The organism is Rheinheimera sp. 4Y26, from assembly GCF_025245835.1.
Classification (GTDB): domain Bacteria; phylum Pseudomonadota; class Gammaproteobacteria; order Enterobacterales; family Alteromonadaceae; genus Pararheinheimera.
Window position 1 is genome coordinate 74,357 of sequence record NZ_JAOBWS010000012.1, and the last position, 15,503, is coordinate 89,859.

The following is a 15,503-nucleotide window of genomic DNA, read 5'->3' on the forward strand; positions in this document are numbered from 1 at the left end:
AGCTGCACAGCAAAAAAAAACGGTACTGCAAACGCAGTACCGCTGGCAGAAAGGTCGGATCCCGACCTACAGGAAAAAAGGGGAAATTCTGTAGCCTTTAAACTTTTCTGGCCCTGGATTAAGCGGCAAGATTGCCGCGAAGCTCAGCTATGGCAACCCGGGCCGCCTCAAGTGCGGCAGCTGCCGGTTCTGCGCCCATATTCAGGCCTTCGGCAAAAATAAAATGCAGGTTACGCAGGCCGATAAAGTTAAAGAAGTTCACCAGATAAGGCGTTTGGGTATCCTGGGGTAAATCCTTATACAGACCACCGCGTGTCAGGAAAAACACCACTGGCTTGTCATCCAGTAAACCAACAGGGCCTTTGTCGGTGTATTTAAAAGTCACACCAGCACGGGCAATGCGGTCAAACCAGGCTTTTAACTGACTTGGCACGCCAAAGTTGTACATAGGCACACCAATCAAAATCACATCTGCTGCTTTTACCTGCGCAATCAGGCCGTCAGACACTGCAGCCAGTTGCTGCTGATCTGCGCTGCGATCGTTCTCTGGTGTCATCCAGGCGGCAATTTCCGGCATAGTTAAATGTGTTAAGCCAGCCTGGTTTAAATCCAGCTCCTGCACCTTGGCAGAGGCAGGCAATGCCGATAAAAAACTATGAATAAGCTGGCTTGATTGACCTTTTTCACCGCTGATAGAGCTATTGACCACTAAGATGTTACGCATCACAAGTCTCCTTAAGTTGATGCGCTCAGTATAAGTTCGTTTTTTGCGACTAAAAACCAGATAATTTCGCACATACCATTCGATTTATTTCAATAATCTAATTACAGATCTAATCAGCAATAAGCTGCGTATAAAAGATGAAACCCAAAAAGCAGACCCAACAAAGCACCCTAACCGAACGAATAGCTGCAAAGTGCAGAGATTGCAGAGGTTCCGGTGCGATGTCACACAGAGGCTGATTGATAATGTTGGATCCACAGCAAAGAAGCGGTCATTATGGTGCTGAGATTTCTCTTCAGAGCAGACCAATGACAACGCAAGAGATAACACCGGCCATAGCCGCCGGTCAGTGGGAAGAAGCGCTGGCTATCGTCGCCTTACACCGTGATAAAAGCGCGTATGCCGAGCTATTTCGTTATTTTGCACCAAGGCTTCGAGCCTTTGGCATCAAAATGTTTGGTAACGAGCAGCAGGCGATGGAAATGGTGCAGGACACCATGCTGAATGTGTGGCAAAAGGCCGCACTTTTTGATGCCAGCCGCGGCTGTGCTTCAACCTGGATTTTTACCATAGCGCGTAATGTGCGCTTTGATATGTTACGTAAAAAACAAAGCCGCAAGGATGATATCAGCGCCGATGATTTATGGGCAGATGGCGATTATCCGGAGCAGGAAGACAATCAGAGTCAACAGTGGGATGTCCATCTGGTGGCGGAAAAAGTGGCACCGCATTTTCATGCATTACCACCGGCACAACGGTTGGTGATGGAAAAAGTGTATCTGGATGAGTTGTCTCATCAGGAAGTTTCGGAACAACTCGGCATCCCGCTTGGCACGGTTAAATCTAGGATCCGGCTGGCATTAGACAGGTTAAGAGAGGCGATCGATGGCCCACGTAGTTAAATATCACCCAAGTATCAGCTTGTTAGAGCAATACAGCGAAGGTACGCTGGCGCCCGAGCTTTGTCTGATAGTTGCGGCACATCTGGATTTTTGCCCGCATTGCCAAACTTTGCACCGCGATATTGAAGCAGATTTGGGCTGTGATCTGGCGATGCAAAAAGCGCCGCTCGCCGATGGCTCGCAGTGGGAGCAGATGCTGGATCAGATCCTGAGTGCTGAACCAGTCCCCAGGGACGTGCTCAGCAAACAACAGGCGCTGCACAGTGCAGATAACAAGCCAGGTGGTGTCAGCGAACTCCTGGTGGGCGCTCACCGTTTTACAGTGCCGCGCAGCTTGCAACGTATTGTCGCTAAAAGAAATAAATGGTTAACGCTTGGTGGTATTTCCACGGCTAAACTGCCGGGCAGCGAAGAAAATCATCTGTCGTTGCTTTGTATAGAAACCGACACCGAAGTACCACTGCATACCCACAAAGGTCTGGAAATCACCCTGGTGCTGGCGGGTGAAATGGTTGACGAAATGGGCCACTATGCCGCAGGGGATTTAATTATTAACACCCCTGATCATACCCATACGCCAAAAAACATCGCCGCAGAGCCCTGTTTATGTTTATCGGTGCTGACAGCTCCACTGGAGTTTAAGCAAGGCCTGACAAGGTTATTAAACCCGCTGCAACGTTTTTTTTATTAGACTGAGCCACAAGCCTGACATCGCTCAGTGGTTGTCCGCACCAAAAAAAACAGCGCCTAGAGGCGCTGTTTTTTTAATTTGCTTCGAACTTCGATAAAATAAGTTGAGGTAACTTCAGTTAATTACGGTTAACGACAGTTAACTTAACATGGCAAAACCGCCCTTCAGGTTATACACCTCAGCAAAACCGGCGCGGTTTAATACTTTGGCAGCGACCAGACTGCGGTTACCGGAGCGGCATACCAACAGCAGCCGCTGCTCTTTGCGTAAAGCGCCGCTTAACAGTGCGTCACAAAGTCTGGATAAAGGCCATTGCTGAACCACAGTGCCTTCAGGCAAATAAGGGCCCAGAGCACCGGCACTTTGTTCATAAGGCTCCCGCACGTCAACCACCATCACATCGGGTTGTTGTTGCAAAAATGCCTGCAACTCTGGCGTATCAACTACAGCTTTGGCATCTGACCAACTGACTTCAACCACCCCACACTGATACTGACTGGCCTGACAAAGTGCGGCGCTTTGTTGTCGTAGCGTCTGCAACCAACCTGGTGGGTTGTCGTTTTCTGTCAGTAAGGCGCCAAACAACGGTTGCTCTTTTGTGGCTATGGCAAAAGTGGTAAAAAAGCGCTGGGCATAATCGTGGCTGGATAACAACAAGGTATCAGGCGTGACCATGCGATTTAAGGTTTTCAGGCTTTGCTGAAAAGCGGCCGGATCTGAATCCGCTAAATCCAGCCTGCCAACACCACCTGGCAATAATAAATCACCAACAAAAGCTGCAACCCTGACACCCTGTTGCGACAGCAGATAACTGCGGCTTTCTGCACTGTGGCCAGGGGTGGCAATTTTACTGAGTTGATAGTCGCCACACTCAATCACTGCCTGACTAAAAGGCCAGCCCAGCACATCTGTGGCCCCCTCTTGCTGCAGACCCAGTAATGCCGTTAAATCATCACGGGCTGAACGATGGTCCTGATGTAAATGCGTATCCAGTATGGCCACCAGCTGTAACCCCTGCCCCTGCACCATGTTGGCCAGCCGGTTGGCAAGTGCCATCACTGGGTCGATAATCACCGCCTGCTGGCTTTTGGCACACACCAGCAGGTAACTGCACATATCTTCGTGTTTGAGTTGGGTTAAACCACTGACGGCGTTATCTGACAGCGGTTCAGCATCTGATAACACCAGACAACAACGCTGCACTATCACCGCCAGCCGGCGAATGGCATGACAAGCGGTTTCACATTCAGCAGCTGTCATGGCAGGGCCAAAGGATAACCGGATAGCGCCCTGACTACGCCAGCTTTCAAGACCCATGGCATCGAGCACAAAACTACTGGGCACTTTAGAGCTACAGGCAGAGCCTGAACTGATACGAATGCCGGCGGCATCAAACAAATCCATAATGTCTTTGCTGTAAAAACCAGGCACAGAAAAATTCAGCGTGGTGGGCACAATAAAAGGCGCATCACTATTAAGCACCAAAGTTGGAAATACAGCTCGTAACGCAGATAACAAAGCTTCACGGTATTGCCAGAGCACGGTTTCGGGCTGAAACACTGAACCGGCTTTTTTATCAAGCTCAGTAAAAATGGCATGCAAGGCGGCAATACCCGGCAAATTTTCGGTGCCGGAGCGCAAACCTGCTTCCTGGCCCCCCCCGGCAATAAAAGGCTGATAAGGCGCACCATGGCGCACATATAAAAAGCCAATGCCTTTAGGTGCATACAGTTTATGGCCGCTAAAAGGTGCGTAATCAATACTGGTGTTGGCAATATCCAGCTGCATTTTGCCAAGTGCCTGCACACAATCCACCATCCAGAGCACATCAGGATTGGCGCTTCGGATCACTTTTTCCAGTAGCGCTAAATCCTGTTTAACTCCGGTTTCATTATTGGCAGCCATAGTGCAAATCAGCGCCGTCTGTGGCAAATGGCGCCGGATAAAATCCAAATCCAGCAATCCCTGACTGTTCACAGGAATGGCTTTGACCGTCGCGCCCAGCTGTAACACCTGATTCCAGTGTTTTAAACTTTCAGGTACGGCTTTATGTTCGGTCGCGCCATACAACAACAATACCTCAGGGCCGGTTTGTCCCCTGTTTTTAGCGGCCTGCAAGGCGGCAACTATGGAGGTTTGAATGCCTTCAGTAGCACCTGATGTAAATACAATCTGACCGCTACTGGCGCCTATAACCTTGCGTGCCAAAGCCCGGGTTGCTTCCAGTTCTACTTTCGCTTTAATACCGGTGCTGTGACTGCTGCTTGGGTTACCAAAACAGGTTTGCATATGGTGCATCACCGCCGCTGCTGCACACGGAAGTACCGGCGTAGTGGCATTGTTGTCCAGATACACTTCCTGCTGACGCAGTCTCTGGTGCTGTGCTGATGCTGTTGACATAAAGACGCCCTTATAACTATCGGTTATACCTTATTCCTGCACATGATAAGTAGCTATCCAGGTTCCGACAAGTGTAATCTGTTCTTTCAACAAGCAGCGCCGACCAGCTGAGATGCCTGTCAACGCATTTCAGGGTGGTAAAAAGTCTGTGGTCTAGCTTATTTGGCGCTTTGCAACATCTTAAAACCAAAAACTGCCGATAAAAAAACACTCCGGCATGCGGAGTGTTTTTAGGTTTTATTCAACCAAATCTTTTGGAATATCAGGTCTTAAAGCCGACCAGACTTTACCACTTTCTTTACCATATTTACGCACGGCAAATACCACTTCGTCGTGTTTGCCGGCTTCGGCGTACAATTTCAACTGGTGATAATATTTACGTGCTAATTCACGGGCTTGCGGATGAGAAAAATAAAAACGGGCAATTTTGCGATACAAACCGCGAAAACCGTTCAGGATTAACACATAAATACGGTTTGACGAGTGCAGCGCCAGCTCATGGTTCAGATTGTAATCAAAATCAGCAAAAGCTTCTGCTGTGTCTTCCAGATGCTCAGCACCGGCAAAAACCGCAATCACTTCATCACGGTGGGTTTTAATAGCACCGCGGATATAAATAGCACTGATATTGGTACGGGCTGATAACAGCTCATCCACTAATTCCGGCATCCGGTCTTCGTCCAGACGGGCTAACGTTTCCAGAATATTCAGGCCGGATGTTTCCCAGAAATTATTTACTTTGGTGGGTTTGCCATGCTGGATGGTCAGCCAGCCATCACGGGCCAGACGTTGCAATACTTCACGTAACGTGGTACGGGTGACGCCAATCAGCTCAGAGAGTTCGCGTTCGGCAGGTAAAATAGAACCTGGCGCAAACTTGCCATTCCAAATGGATTCAACAATGTATTCTTCAGCAAAACCTGCCGGGCTCTGCGCTTTTATGAGGTTGGTCATCCGGATTTGTCCGTTTATTAGTTGTCTGTCTCACCACGATTGGCACTGATTGTACCAGAGCGGAATCAGTTAACAAGCCATGCTATAAAAATTGCCCTGAGTGATTGATCGCAAAGGTTGTTTTAGATAACAAATTGGCTTAGATTGTGCGTTGGATTATTTTTACCACTCCAACAAGGGAAATCAGATGTTTGCAGCAGTGGCTCGTTGGCCAAAACAACGCTGGCCTTGGGTTCTTTTAGCCTTCAGTGCACTGGCCTTGATGTTGGTGGCCTTGTTCTTCCAATATGGCATGGCATTGGCGCCTTGCATTATGTGTGTCTATCAGCGCTTTGCCATTACCGGTATTTTATTTGCCGGTCTGATTGGCTTGTGGGGTCGCGAGTCGGCACTGGTGCGTTGGCTGGCCTATAGCAGCTGGACTATCTCTGCTGGCTGGGGTTTAAAAATTGCCCATGATCAGGTGTTAATCGAAGAGGTCGTTAAAAATGGCGGTTTCTCCAGCTGTGGCCTTTTTGCCGAATTCCCTACCTGGTTACCTTTAGATCAATGGTTCCCTGCTATTTTTAATCCAACCGGTGTTTGTGGTGAAATTGCCTGGCAATTTTTAGGTTATTCAATGCCATTCTGGATGCGTATTGTATTCGCCGTTTATCTGGTGTTGGCTTTAGTGGTGATGGCAAGTCAGCTGAAAAAACATAAATATAATCCTTATGATTAATCGTCCGCTGCAATAAACTTTTGGGCAAAACAACCAACATAAAAAAACCGCCAGCAAAGGCGGTTTTTTTATCTACTCAGCAAAACTGAGTTATGCAACAATCGCCAGCAGTTCAACGTCAAATACCAGCGCACTAAAAGGCGCAATAGATGCGCCGGCGCCACGCTCGCCGTACGCCAGCTGATGTGGGATGTACAAACGGTATTTTGAACCCACCGGCATCAGCTGCAATGCTTCAGTCCAGCCAGCAATCACACCACCGACCGGGAATTCAGCAGGCTGACCGCGGTTGTATGAGCTGTCAAATACAGTACCGTCAATTAAAGTACCGTGGTAATGAGTACGTACAGTAGAGGCACGTGTTGGTTTTTCACCGTCACCAGCCACCAGCACTTCATATTGCAAACCTGATGCAGTGGTCACCACACCTGGTTTTTTTGCATTTTCTGCCAGGAAGGCTTCACCGGCACCAGCGGCCAGTTTAGCTTGTTCTTCCTGTTCAGCCTGCATCCGGGCGCTGATCACTTCAAATGCGGCGCGGATTTGTTGTTCTGACACTTCAGGCTCATCACCATAAAAAGCAGCAGCTAAACCAGCGGCAACAGCGGCGATATCCAAACCTTCAAATGGGTTATCAGCCAGTTGCTGACCCATTTGCAGACCTATGCCATAACTGGCGTGTTGTTCAAGGGTGGTGAATGTTGACATAAAAATCACTTTTGATGATGCGCCAGGGGCGCCGTTAAACACAGATAACGCTAAAGCATTATCAGGAAACTGCTGATGCTAGCCGATTTTGCCCCGCTTGTCTTGAGCGCAATATTCCGGCCGCTGTAATTCAGGCAGACTCAGGCAGACAATGCCTGTACTTCTTGCCAAATTTGCCGGACCAGTTGTTCGTCGGCTTCGCTGAGCTCACCGCCAGCAATAGCAGAAGCCAGGCTTTCATCAACCATGTTGATAATATCTGCTGCGACAAAAGGCTGCTCAGCCACCTGCAACCGCCCCACACCAAGGTCGACATGCCCCCGCAGATAACCGGCGGCAAACAGCTCGTCGTCGCTGGCCGTTGCCACACTTTGGTCAAAATACTGGCTGATAGCCTGAATAAATTGTTCGGTTTGTTGCATGCTTACTCCTCAAGGCCAAGCCGGTACATCACATAATCGTTATAACCACACAGCACTTTGAGCATGCCCTGCAATTGTTGGTCGAGTGCGGCATCGCCACTGTCACTGATGAGTGGCCTGCCGTTTAACTGTTGTAATTTGGATTTGGTCGCAATCAGCATAATATTGTCGCGGCCAATGGCACGGATCACTGTAGGAGATAACTGCTGATTGCCACGACCAAAAATATGGCCCTGGCCGCCGATGAGCGTGATCACCAGTTTGCAGGGATAACCCTGCACCAGCTCAAGCAGCTGTGAAGCTGTTACATCGGAGGCTATCACTTCACCGTTTTCTACTACATCCACACCGAGCAGCGTATTAGGCAAGCCAAGTTCGTCCATCACCGCGGCCACTGTTGAGCCTGAGCCCATCACATAACGCACGCCATCTTCCATTTGACCGACAACATAAGCGGCCAAATCATCCAGCACCAGTGCTTCAGATTCTTTGCCGGCACTTTTTACACTTTGCACATAACGAAGCTCACTCGGGATTTGCATTTCACCATATCTTTTGGCGCGTACTGTGCCCTGGCGAAACGCCACTTCGTCAATATCCATCACCTGCGCGTCCTGCACCGTGACCAGTTCACCACGCACCATTTGCGCCACCACTTTGCCAGCCGCTGCCGGGGTAATGGCATACACACCTGAATGAATTTTGCAGCCGGCCGGAATACCAAGCACTGTGGTATGGGACTGGCTGTGATGATTGGCAATCACAGCGCAAATGTTGCGTGCTGTGCCGTCGCCACCGGCAAACAACAATAAATCCACGCCCCGTTCCACTAAAATTGCGGCAGCCTGCTCAGTGTCAGCAGCGGTAGAAGGTTGGCTTTGTGCCTGCCCGACCACTTCAACCGCAAAACCAAGCTCTGCAGCCACATCCTGCCCCATATCACCGGCAAAAGTGTACACACGGATTTGCTTACGCACACTTAACAGTTCGGTCAGCGCAGCTTTGGCGCGCTGCTGCGCCAGCGGCACAGCACCCAGCGCAATGGCCTGTTCTGCCATACCGTCACTGCCTTTGAGGGCAACACTGCCGCCAATACCGGCCCATGGATTGATAATCAAACCCAGCCGAAAGGCGCTATTTTGTAGTTTAACCGGTACTGCAGAGGAGTTTGGCAACATAAAAAATTCCGGCCTCTCAAAACAAAACACAAAGCCAAGGTAAAAGTGGCCGGCATTGTAACCAATCAGACCTGAGCTGGCAAAGCGGCAGCATTGCACAGAGGTCCAACCTCAAGTAGATTAGGCTTTTTGATAGTCAACCGGATCTTCTGATGCAGTTTCTCAAAGACAGTTTTGACCGCCTGATGGCAGCTTATCAGCAGCAGCCCTACCCGGATTTGCAACAACGCAAAATGCAACTTCAGGCGCTACGTGGGCAGTTACTTCAACAAAAACCAGCTTTATTGGCCGCACTGAACGCTGATTTTGGCCAGCGTAGTGCCAGCGAAAGTCAGATGCTGGAGTTGCTGCCAAGTGTCGGCAGTATCGACTACAGCTTAAAGCGGCTAAAAAAATGGCTCAAACCAGAAAAACGCCATGTCAGCTGGTTATTTTTACCGGCAAAAAACTATGTGGTGCATCAGCCGTTGGGGGTGGTCGGCATTATAGTGCCCTGGAATTATCCGGTGTTTTTAAGCCTGGGGCCTTTAGTGGCAGCAATCAGTGCCGGTAATAAAGTGATGCTGAAATTATCGGAATTCACCCCTCAAACCAATCAGGTGTTAAAAAACATCATTGAAACTGCATTGCCGGACACGGCACTGGTGATAGAAGGCGACGCCGGCGTGGCAGCAGCCTTTAGCCAACTGCCTTTTGCACATTTGTTATACACAGGCTCAACGGCTGTAGGTTATCAGGTGATGCGCGCTGCCAGCGCCAATCTGACGCCTGTGACACTGGAGCTTGGCGGCAAGTCGCCACTAATCATCGCCCCCGATGCCAATATCAACCAAATGGCCGAGCGTATTGTGTTTGGCAAAACCGCTAATGCCGGCCAAACCTGTGTGGCGCCGGATTATCTGCTGGTCCCCAAAGATAACATTGAGCAATGTGTCAGCGTACTTCAGCAGCAGTTTTTGCAGTTTTACCCAAAGGCACAATTTGAACAGAGTTACCCGGCCATTATTAACGAGCGCCACTACCAGAGACTGCAGAATTATTTAACAGAAGCCAAAGCAGCGGGCGCCCGGGTAATCAGTTGCCTGGATGTAACACCAAAACAGCAGCAACAAAGATTAATGCCGCTCACCCTGGTACTCAATGCACCGCTTGATTCAGCACTTTGGCGTGAGGAAATTTTTGGCCCTGTGCTGCCGGTCTATGGTTATCAGAGTATTGAAGAAGCACTTCATTTTGTGCAGCAAAAACCAAAGCCACTGGCGCTTTATTTATTCAGTGACAACAGTGCACTGCAACAGCAGGTGCTGCAGCAGACCCATGCCGGAGGGGTTTGTATCAATGAAACCTTAATCCATGCGGGTCAGGAAGATTTACCTTTTGGCGGCATAGGGCCGAGCGGTATAGGTGCTTATCATGGCAAAGAAGGATTTTTAACCTTTAGTCACGCCAAAGCTGTGCATCAAAAAGGCAGGTTGAATACAGGTCAGATGGCCTATCCGCAGCACAGAGCCAAACTGTTTGATAAATTGCTGAACTATCTGTTGCGCCCTTAACTGCAGCTATCGGGCGGTGTGCACACCGCCCTTTTTTATTTAAGCTTTTTGTTTAACGTTGTTTTTTAATATTTTATTCAACATCAAACCTTGCTCAGGCTACAGGTTTATCTTCTGATCCGGCCTTAAGCGGCTGGATGTTTTTCGGAAGTGCTAACGCCAGCAACATGGACAACAACGCACACAAAGCCCCGAGCACAAAGGTAAAAGCCGAACCTGCGCCGTCCTGCCAGGCAATACCGGCTGCATAAGCTCCCAGTGCGCCACCGCCGCCATAAATGACTCCGGCATACAACGCCTGGCCGCGACTGCGCTGCGCCGGCGGGAAAAACTGCTGAATAAACTGCATAGCGCAACTGTGGGCAATGGCAAAACTAAAAGCATGTAACAGCATACTGGCAGACAGCAACAGGCCGCTGTCGGCTAAAAAGGCCACCATCAGCCAGCGCACTGCGGTCAAACCATAACAAAGGCCTAATAATTTCTGATAACTACGGCCTTGCAAAATACGGCCGGCAAAATAAAACGCCACTATTTCGGCAGCAACGGCCAGGGCAATCAACAAACCAGCGTCGCTGCCGCTATAACCTAAGTCACGGGTGTATAAGGTGAAAAAGCCATAAAAAGGCGCAAAACTCATCTGCATGAAAAATGCACCGAGCATAAATTTTAAAAAGCTGCTGTGGGTCCAGAGGCGGCGAAACTGCACCGGCTGAGTGTCGTTATGTTGAGCCAGTGAAAACTTGGGCAATAACCACAGGGTGCAAAGCATCAGCAACAAAAATAACAGAGCACTGTGTGGCAACATCTGTGGGCCCGTATGCTGAAACCACCAGCCGCCCAGCATCACCAACACTATATAACCCACAGATCCTGCTGTGCGCACCTTACTGTAACGGGACGTGTTGTTATCGAGATAATAAAAAGCCGAACTTTCCAGCTGCGGCAAAATTGCAGTCCAGCACAAGCTGTAAAGTGCAAGGCCGGCCACCAGCGGCCAATAACCGCCGTCATAAAAGCTCGTTAACCAGCCGATAGTGGCGAGCACTGCACCAAAACGCATCACGCCAATCGGATCCTGCCGTTTCACCGCCAGACTGGCCCATAAACTGGGGCCAATAATCCGCATACCAGTCACCAGCGCCAGCAACAAGCCAATTTCTTCCGAATTCAGTCCCCTGTTATCCAGAAACAGGCCGATATAAGGCACAAAAACGCCAAGTACTGCAAAATAGGCAAAATAAGCCAGACTCAGCGTTTGTGCGCTCGACATTTTCACAAAAAACTCCATCGGGATAACTGCGCTGAAAATACAAAAACAACAACGACGCCAAAGCGTCGTTTGGTATTTTCAGCAATTGGCATGCAAGGGGGCGTTATTGTAGCGCTGTAGCGGTCGATGGCATAGCGCCAATATCAGTTCACAGTCTCAACTCACCAGCACGACCATGACGGGCAATATCCGGCATATTCACTGAGACAGCGGATGCTTTTGTGCATGGTGACGCAGGCAGTGCCCCATCAGCACTATCGCCTGCAACAAAACAACATTAAACATTGTGAAACGAGTCTGAACACAAAACCTGATTAACCCGAGGTTTCAAGTTCAAGCTTAAAGGCTAACGTAAAGCGGGAGGCATAACACACTCTGTTCGGCGGTCTGCCAACATGTTTAATTGCGCCATCAAAAATCACCACCCGGCCAGGCTTGGGGGTACAGGCATAGACACAATCATCATCACTGTTATAGAACATGGTTTCACCACCCCATTCGATATCCCATTGTGGGCAGGCGTACATCAACACAGTTAACTCTGAGCTGCCGGGCAGGCAATCTGTATGTGTAAACAACATATCGCCGTAGGAGGCAAGGTTACAATAAGCACGGTAGGCTTTAAAACGCTGTCCGGTCAATTCCAGTACCGCCTCAATACTACGATGGTATACCGGTAAGGCTGATAATTGATTTGCGTTTAAATTGAGCACAAAATGTCGAAATGCTGCAGTATCTGGTCGTGCGATTTCATTACGAACAAAAGGACTGTTCTCAAGATTCATCGCAATGACAGCCGACTCTTCTGTAGAACACAGGTTATCAAAAACCCATATTTTTCTGCCTTCAATCGACGTTTCGTATTTTGGTTGGTACTTCATAATAATCCGGTTGATAAAGTAGATTAAGACGCCGCCATGTTTTACCGTTAAAGACGTGCATTTGCAACGCGCAATACATCTTTGTGCTGCGCAATAGTTCAGCTTTGTCTGAAGTTGGCACTGCGGGGAAACTTAGAAAATTAAATAAGACACCAGATTTTATGCTAAACGCCAACCTGCGCTATGATGCCGGGCCCCCCCCCAGCACCGATTACTCAAAGCCTGTCGGGCAAAGTCAGTGAATAGCTAAAATCGCCCTACATCGCTGGCGGTTATTATCAACGTCAAATGTTCGGTTTAAACCGGGCCGGCACAGCAAATTACTATCCGGGTTTATTGGGGCGAACGACACTGATAGTGAACACCTGTATTGAACGGCAGCGTTTGCAAAAACCCATTTCGAGCTTTTGCCACCACTGCCGGTACTGACTGGCAAAGTTTGTCAGCTGTCTGCGCTAACCACCACGGCCAATACGGGCAATATCCGGTGTTGTCACCGATACCTGATGGTTTTGGGCATGATGGCGCAGGAAATGATCCATCAGCACTATTGCGAGCATGGCTTCTGCGATAGGAACGGCTCGGATGCCGACACAAGGGTCATGCCGGCCTTTGGTCAGCATTTCCACCGGCTCACCACTGGTATTAATACTCGCACCAGGAATACTGATGCTGGAGGTGGGTTTAAGCGCAATACTCACGCGGATATCCTGGCCTGACGAAATGCCGCCTAAAATGCCACCGGCATGATTAGCGGTAAAACCTGTGGGTGTCAGTGCGTCTCTGTGCGTTGAGCCCTGCTGCTCCACCACCGCAAAACCATCACCTATCTCAACGGCTTTCACCGCATTAATACTCATCATGGCATGAGCAATATCGGCATCCAAGCGGTCGAACACCGGCTCGCCCCAACCGACCGGCACATTGCTGGCCACCACATTAATACGGGCGCCGACTGAGTCACCGGATTTTTTCAAATCCCGCATAAAGGTATCCAGCGCTTCGATTTTATCCACATCAGGGCAGAAAAAGTCGTTTTGTTCTACTTGATCCCAGTCCAGTTTTTCCGCTTTGACAGGCCCAAGCTGGGCTAAATAAGCGCGGACTTCCACACCAAACCGCTGTTTTAAATATTGTTTTGCAATAGCACCTGCCGCCACCCTTACGGCAGTTTCGCGGGCAGAAGAACGACCACCGCCGCGGTAATCACGGATACCGTGTTTATGCCAGTAGGTGTAGTCGGCGTGCCCGGGGCGGAACACATCTTTAATGGTGGAATAATCCTGCGAGCGCTGATCGGTGTTTTCAATCAACAAACCAATAGAGCAGCCTGTGGTCACACCTTCAAACACGCCAGATAAAATTTTCACCACATCATCTTCGCGTCTTTGCGTGGTGTAACGGGACGTGCCTGGTTTACGGCGATCCAAATCATGCTGAATAGCTGCTAAATCCAGTGTTAAACCCGGTGGACAACCATCCACAATACCGCCAATGGCCGGACCATGGCTTTCGCCAAAAGTAGTTAAACGAAATAATTCGCCAATGCTGTTACCGGCCATGGTTATTCCTCAAACTGCTGTTGATGAGCCACCAGCTGTGCTTTGGTCAGGGCAAAGACACCATCACCGCCGTTGTTAAAAGTGATCCAGTGAAAAGGCACGTCCGGCATTTGTTCAGCAAGTGCCACCATTGAATTGCCTACTTCGCAAATCAGCACGCCCCGGTCTGTTAAATGCGCAGCGGCCTCACGCAGAATTTTGCGGGTAAGCTCCAGGCCATCGACACCGGATGCCAACCCAAGCTCAGGTTCGTGATGATACTCGGCCGGCAAATCGGCCATGTCGTCAGCGTCGACATAAGGCGGATTGGTGACAATCAAATCATATTGCTGGCCAGGCAAGGCGGTAAAACAGTCAGACTGGATCGGAAACACCCGATGCTCTAACCCATGCTGGCTGATGTTCAAGTCTGCCACCGTCAGCGCATCTTCACTGATATCCACCGCATCCACTTCTGACTCCGGCAAATAATGAGCGCAGGCAATGGCAATACAACCAGAGCCAGTGCATAAATCCAGAATACGTTGTGGCGCTTCAACCGGGAACCAGTCAGCAAACTGACGGGTTATGAGTTCGCTGATGGGCGAGCGAGGTACCAGCACCCGCTCGTCGACATAAAAAGGTAAACCGGCAAAATAGGCCTGGTTGGTTAAATAGGCGGACGGCAGACGCTGTTCAATCCGTTGTTGTACCAGAGCGGCAAAACGGCGTTTTTCACTGCTGGTGAGCCGGGTTTGTAACAATGCAGGCTCAGCCAGATGGGTAAAATGCAGGGTAAAAGCCATCAGCTGACCAGCGTCATCCCAGGGGTTGTCCGTGCCATGACCAAAATACACATCGGCAGCATTCAACTGTGAAACGGCCCAGCGTAGCCAGTCATGAATAGTAAAAAGTTCATTGACGGCTTCGTTGATTAATTCTGCGGTCAGTTCAAAAGGTTGATGTTCAGTCATTTATTTCGCATTGCTCTTTGTATAGACTTGCGCAGATGCGCAAACCTCAGTTACTTAGTGAAGAAGAAATTCAGCTGTTCCGGGATTCAATCACGGGCGCCCGCCCTATGGCGCAGGACAAGATACCGCCTGCCCGCCCGAGTCGCAACAAAAAAACATCCGTAAAGACGTCTATCGAAGCAGAAGAACCCCATTTATTCTACTTCTCCGATGAGTTTGAAGGTTATCAACCCGACGGTAGCATTATTCGTTATGTACAACCTGGGGAAGACCCGCACCTGGCCAAAAACCTCAAGCGTGGCGATTATCAGCCAGGCGTGGTGTTGGATCTCCATGGCTTAAGCCAGCAACAGGCAAAAACTGAACTGGCCGGCCTGTTAGCCTATTGCCAGCAGGAACATTTGAACTGCGCTTGTATTGTGCACGGCAAAGGCAGTGGCATTCTGGCCCGCAAAGTACCAAACTGGCTGATTCAACATCCGAATGTGCGGGCTTTTCACACAGCCCCCACCCATTGGGGCCGGGATGGTGCTTTATTAGTGCTATTAAAAACGCCGCTTTAGCGCGGCGTTTTTAATAGC

The 15,503-nt window shown here is 49.6% G+C and carries 15 protein-coding genes; 5 read left to right on the forward strand and 10 right to left on the reverse strand.

The genetic code is table 11. The features are described 5' to 3' along the window. Positions 1 to 118: 118 nt before the first annotated feature. Positions 119 to 724, reverse strand: coding sequence for an FMN-dependent NADH-azoreductase (locus N3Z11_RS14620; RefSeq protein ID WP_260657937.1), 606 nt, complete (start codon positions 722 to 724; stop codon positions 119 to 121). A 308-nt stretch (positions 725 to 1,032) separates the two neighbouring features. Between N3Z11_RS14620 and N3Z11_RS14625 the strand changes: the two genes are divergently transcribed. Both N3Z11_RS14625 and N3Z11_RS14630 read left to right on the forward strand, forming a co-directional pair. Continuing rightward, the gene (locus tag N3Z11_RS14625; RefSeq protein WP_260657938.1) at positions 1,033 to 1,626 is read left to right on the forward strand and encodes a sigma-70 family RNA polymerase sigma factor; all 594 of its coding nucleotides are present in this window, start codon (positions 1,033 to 1,035) and stop codon (positions 1,624 to 1,626) included. Beyond that, positions 1,610 to 2,317, forward strand: coding sequence for a ChrR family anti-sigma-E factor (locus tag N3Z11_RS14630; RefSeq protein ID WP_260657939.1), 708 nt, complete (start codon positions 1,610 to 1,612; stop codon positions 2,315 to 2,317). Before N3Z11_RS14625 ends, N3Z11_RS14630 begins: the two co-directional genes overlap by 17 nt. Positions 2,318 to 2,455: 138 nt before the next feature. Here N3Z11_RS14630 and N3Z11_RS14635 read toward each other — a convergent pair whose 3' ends face one another. Then, positions 2,456 to 4,717: an aminotransferase class V-fold PLP-dependent enzyme gene (locus N3Z11_RS14635; protein WP_260657940.1), complete on the reverse strand. Its 2,262-nt coding sequence runs from the start codon at positions 4,715 to 4,717 to the stop codon at positions 2,456 to 2,458. A gap of 237 nt (positions 4,718 to 4,954) precedes the next feature. Next, positions 4,955 to 5,671, reverse strand: coding sequence for a fatty acid metabolism transcriptional regulator FadR (gene fadR / locus N3Z11_RS14640; RefSeq protein ID WP_260657941.1), 717 nt, complete (start codon positions 5,669 to 5,671; stop codon positions 4,955 to 4,957). A gap of 187 nt (positions 5,672 to 5,858) precedes the next feature. On the opposite strand from fadR, the gene dsbB reads away from it, so the two are divergent. Further along, positions 5,859 to 6,392: a disulfide bond formation protein DsbB gene (gene dsbB, locus N3Z11_RS14645; RefSeq protein WP_260657942.1), complete on the forward strand. Its 534-nt coding sequence runs from the start codon at positions 5,859 to 5,861 to the stop codon at positions 6,390 to 6,392. Positions 6,393 to 6,482: 90 nt separating this feature from the next. On the opposite strand, the gene N3Z11_RS14650 is transcribed toward dsbB, so the two are convergent. The 3 genes from N3Z11_RS14650 to N3Z11_RS14660 all read right to left on the reverse strand — a co-directional run bounded on the left by N3Z11_RS14650 (position 6,483) and on the right by N3Z11_RS14660 (position 8,700). Then, positions 6,483 to 7,100, reverse strand: a complete 618-nt coding sequence (locus N3Z11_RS14650; protein WP_260657943.1) for an FKBP-type peptidyl-prolyl cis-trans isomerase — start codon at positions 7,098 to 7,100, stop codon at positions 6,483 to 6,485. Between the two features lie 140 nt (positions 7,101 to 7,240). Next, positions 7,241 to 7,522 carry a YfcL family protein gene (locus tag N3Z11_RS14655; RefSeq protein ID WP_260657944.1) on the reverse strand — a complete coding sequence of 94 codons (282 nt, stop codon included), beginning with the start codon at positions 7,520 to 7,522 and terminating at the stop codon, positions 7,241 to 7,243. Positions 7,523 to 7,524: 2 nt separating this feature from the next. Next, the gene (locus N3Z11_RS14660) at positions 7,525 to 8,700 is read right to left on the reverse strand and encodes an ATP-NAD kinase family protein (RefSeq protein ID WP_260657945.1); all 1,176 of its coding nucleotides are present in this window, start codon (positions 8,698 to 8,700) and stop codon (positions 7,525 to 7,527) included. A 152-nt stretch (positions 8,701 to 8,852) separates the two neighbouring features. On the opposite strand from N3Z11_RS14660, the gene N3Z11_RS14665 reads away from it, so the two are divergent. Further along, positions 8,853 to 10,253: a coniferyl aldehyde dehydrogenase gene (locus tag N3Z11_RS14665; RefSeq protein ID WP_260657946.1), complete on the forward strand. Its 1,401-nt coding sequence runs from the start codon at positions 8,853 to 8,855 to the stop codon at positions 10,251 to 10,253. Between the two features lie 94 nt (positions 10,254 to 10,347). Here N3Z11_RS14665 and N3Z11_RS14670 read toward each other — a convergent pair whose 3' ends face one another. The 4 genes from N3Z11_RS14670 to prmB all read right to left on the reverse strand — a co-directional run bounded on the left by N3Z11_RS14670 (position 10,348) and on the right by prmB (position 14,922). Next, the gene (locus N3Z11_RS14670) at positions 10,348 to 11,526 is read right to left on the reverse strand and encodes an MFS transporter (RefSeq protein ID WP_260657980.1); all 1,179 of its coding nucleotides are present in this window, start codon (positions 11,524 to 11,526) and stop codon (positions 10,348 to 10,350) included. A 314-nt stretch (positions 11,527 to 11,840) separates the two neighbouring features. Beyond that, on the reverse strand, positions 11,841 to 12,407 hold the full coding sequence (locus N3Z11_RS14675; RefSeq protein ID WP_260657947.1) for a 2OG-Fe(II) oxygenase: 567 nt from the start codon (positions 12,405 to 12,407) through the stop codon (positions 11,841 to 11,843). Positions 12,408 to 12,862: 455 nt separating this feature from the next. After that, the gene (gene aroC, locus N3Z11_RS14680; protein ID WP_260657948.1) at positions 12,863 to 13,969 is read right to left on the reverse strand and encodes a chorismate synthase; all 1,107 of its coding nucleotides are present in this window, start codon (positions 13,967 to 13,969) and stop codon (positions 12,863 to 12,865) included. Between the two features lie 2 nt (positions 13,970 to 13,971). Then, the gene (prmB, locus tag N3Z11_RS14685) at positions 13,972 to 14,922 is read right to left on the reverse strand and encodes a 50S ribosomal protein L3 N(5)-glutamine methyltransferase (RefSeq protein WP_260657949.1); all 951 of its coding nucleotides are present in this window, start codon (positions 14,920 to 14,922) and stop codon (positions 13,972 to 13,974) included. Positions 14,923 to 14,957: 35 nt separating this feature from the next. Here prmB and smrB point away from each other — a divergent pair, with 35 nt between their 5' ends. Continuing rightward, complete coding sequence (smrB, locus tag N3Z11_RS14690) at positions 14,958 to 15,485, forward strand: endonuclease SmrB (RefSeq protein WP_260657950.1); 528 nt, start codon at positions 14,958 to 14,960, stop codon at positions 15,483 to 15,485. The last annotated feature ends 18 nt before the right edge of the window (positions 15,486 to 15,503 follow it).

Excerpts from the sequence above, each read along its gene's own strand:
- N3Z11_RS14650 (WP_260657943.1), bottom strand. The coding sequence starts at position 7,100 with ATGTCAACATTCACCACCCTTGAACAACACGCCAGTTATGGCATAGGT.
- N3Z11_RS14635 (WP_260657940.1), bottom strand. The coding sequence starts at position 4,717 with ATGTCAACAGCATCAGCACAGCACCAGAGACTGCGTCAGCAGGAAGTG.
- N3Z11_RS14660 (WP_260657945.1), bottom strand. The coding sequence starts at position 8,700 with ATGTTGCCAAACTCCTCTGCAGTACCGGTTAAACTACAAAATAGCGCC.
- prmB (WP_260657949.1), bottom strand. The coding sequence starts at position 14,922 with ATGACTGAACATCAACCTTTTGAACTGACCGCAGAATTAATCAACGAA.
- N3Z11_RS14675 (WP_260657947.1), bottom strand. The coding sequence starts at position 12,407 with ATGAAGTACCAACCAAAATACGAAACGTCGATTGAAGGCAGAAAAATA.
- N3Z11_RS14655 (WP_260657944.1), bottom strand. The coding sequence starts at position 7,522 with ATGCAACAAACCGAACAATTTATTCAGGCTATCAGCCAGTATTTTGAC.
- N3Z11_RS14670 (WP_260657980.1), bottom strand. The coding sequence starts at position 11,526 with ATGTCGAGCGCACAAACGCTGAGTCTGGCTTATTTTGCCTATTTTGCA.
- aroC (WP_260657948.1), bottom strand. The coding sequence starts at position 13,969 with ATGGCCGGTAACAGCATTGGCGAATTATTTCGTTTAACTACTTTTGGC.
- dsbB (WP_260657942.1), top strand. The coding sequence starts at position 5,859 with ATGTTTGCAGCAGTGGCTCGTTGGCCAAAACAACGCTGGCCTTGGGTT.
- N3Z11_RS14665 (WP_260657946.1), top strand. The coding sequence starts at position 8,853 with ATGCAGTTTCTCAAAGACAGTTTTGACCGCCTGATGGCAGCTTATCAG.
- fadR (WP_260657941.1), bottom strand. The coding sequence starts at position 5,671 with ATGACCAACCTCATAAAAGCGCAGAGCCCGGCAGGTTTTGCTGAAGAA.
- N3Z11_RS14620 (WP_260657937.1), bottom strand. The coding sequence starts at position 724 with ATGCGTAACATCTTAGTGGTCAATAGCTCTATCAGCGGTGAAAAAGGT.
- smrB (WP_260657950.1), top strand. The coding sequence starts at position 14,958 with ATGCGCAAACCTCAGTTACTTAGTGAAGAAGAAATTCAGCTGTTCCGG.
- N3Z11_RS14630 (WP_260657939.1), top strand. The coding sequence starts at position 1,610 with ATGGCCCACGTAGTTAAATATCACCCAAGTATCAGCTTGTTAGAGCAA.
- N3Z11_RS14625 (WP_260657938.1), top strand. The coding sequence starts at position 1,033 with ATGACAACGCAAGAGATAACACCGGCCATAGCCGCCGGTCAGTGGGAA.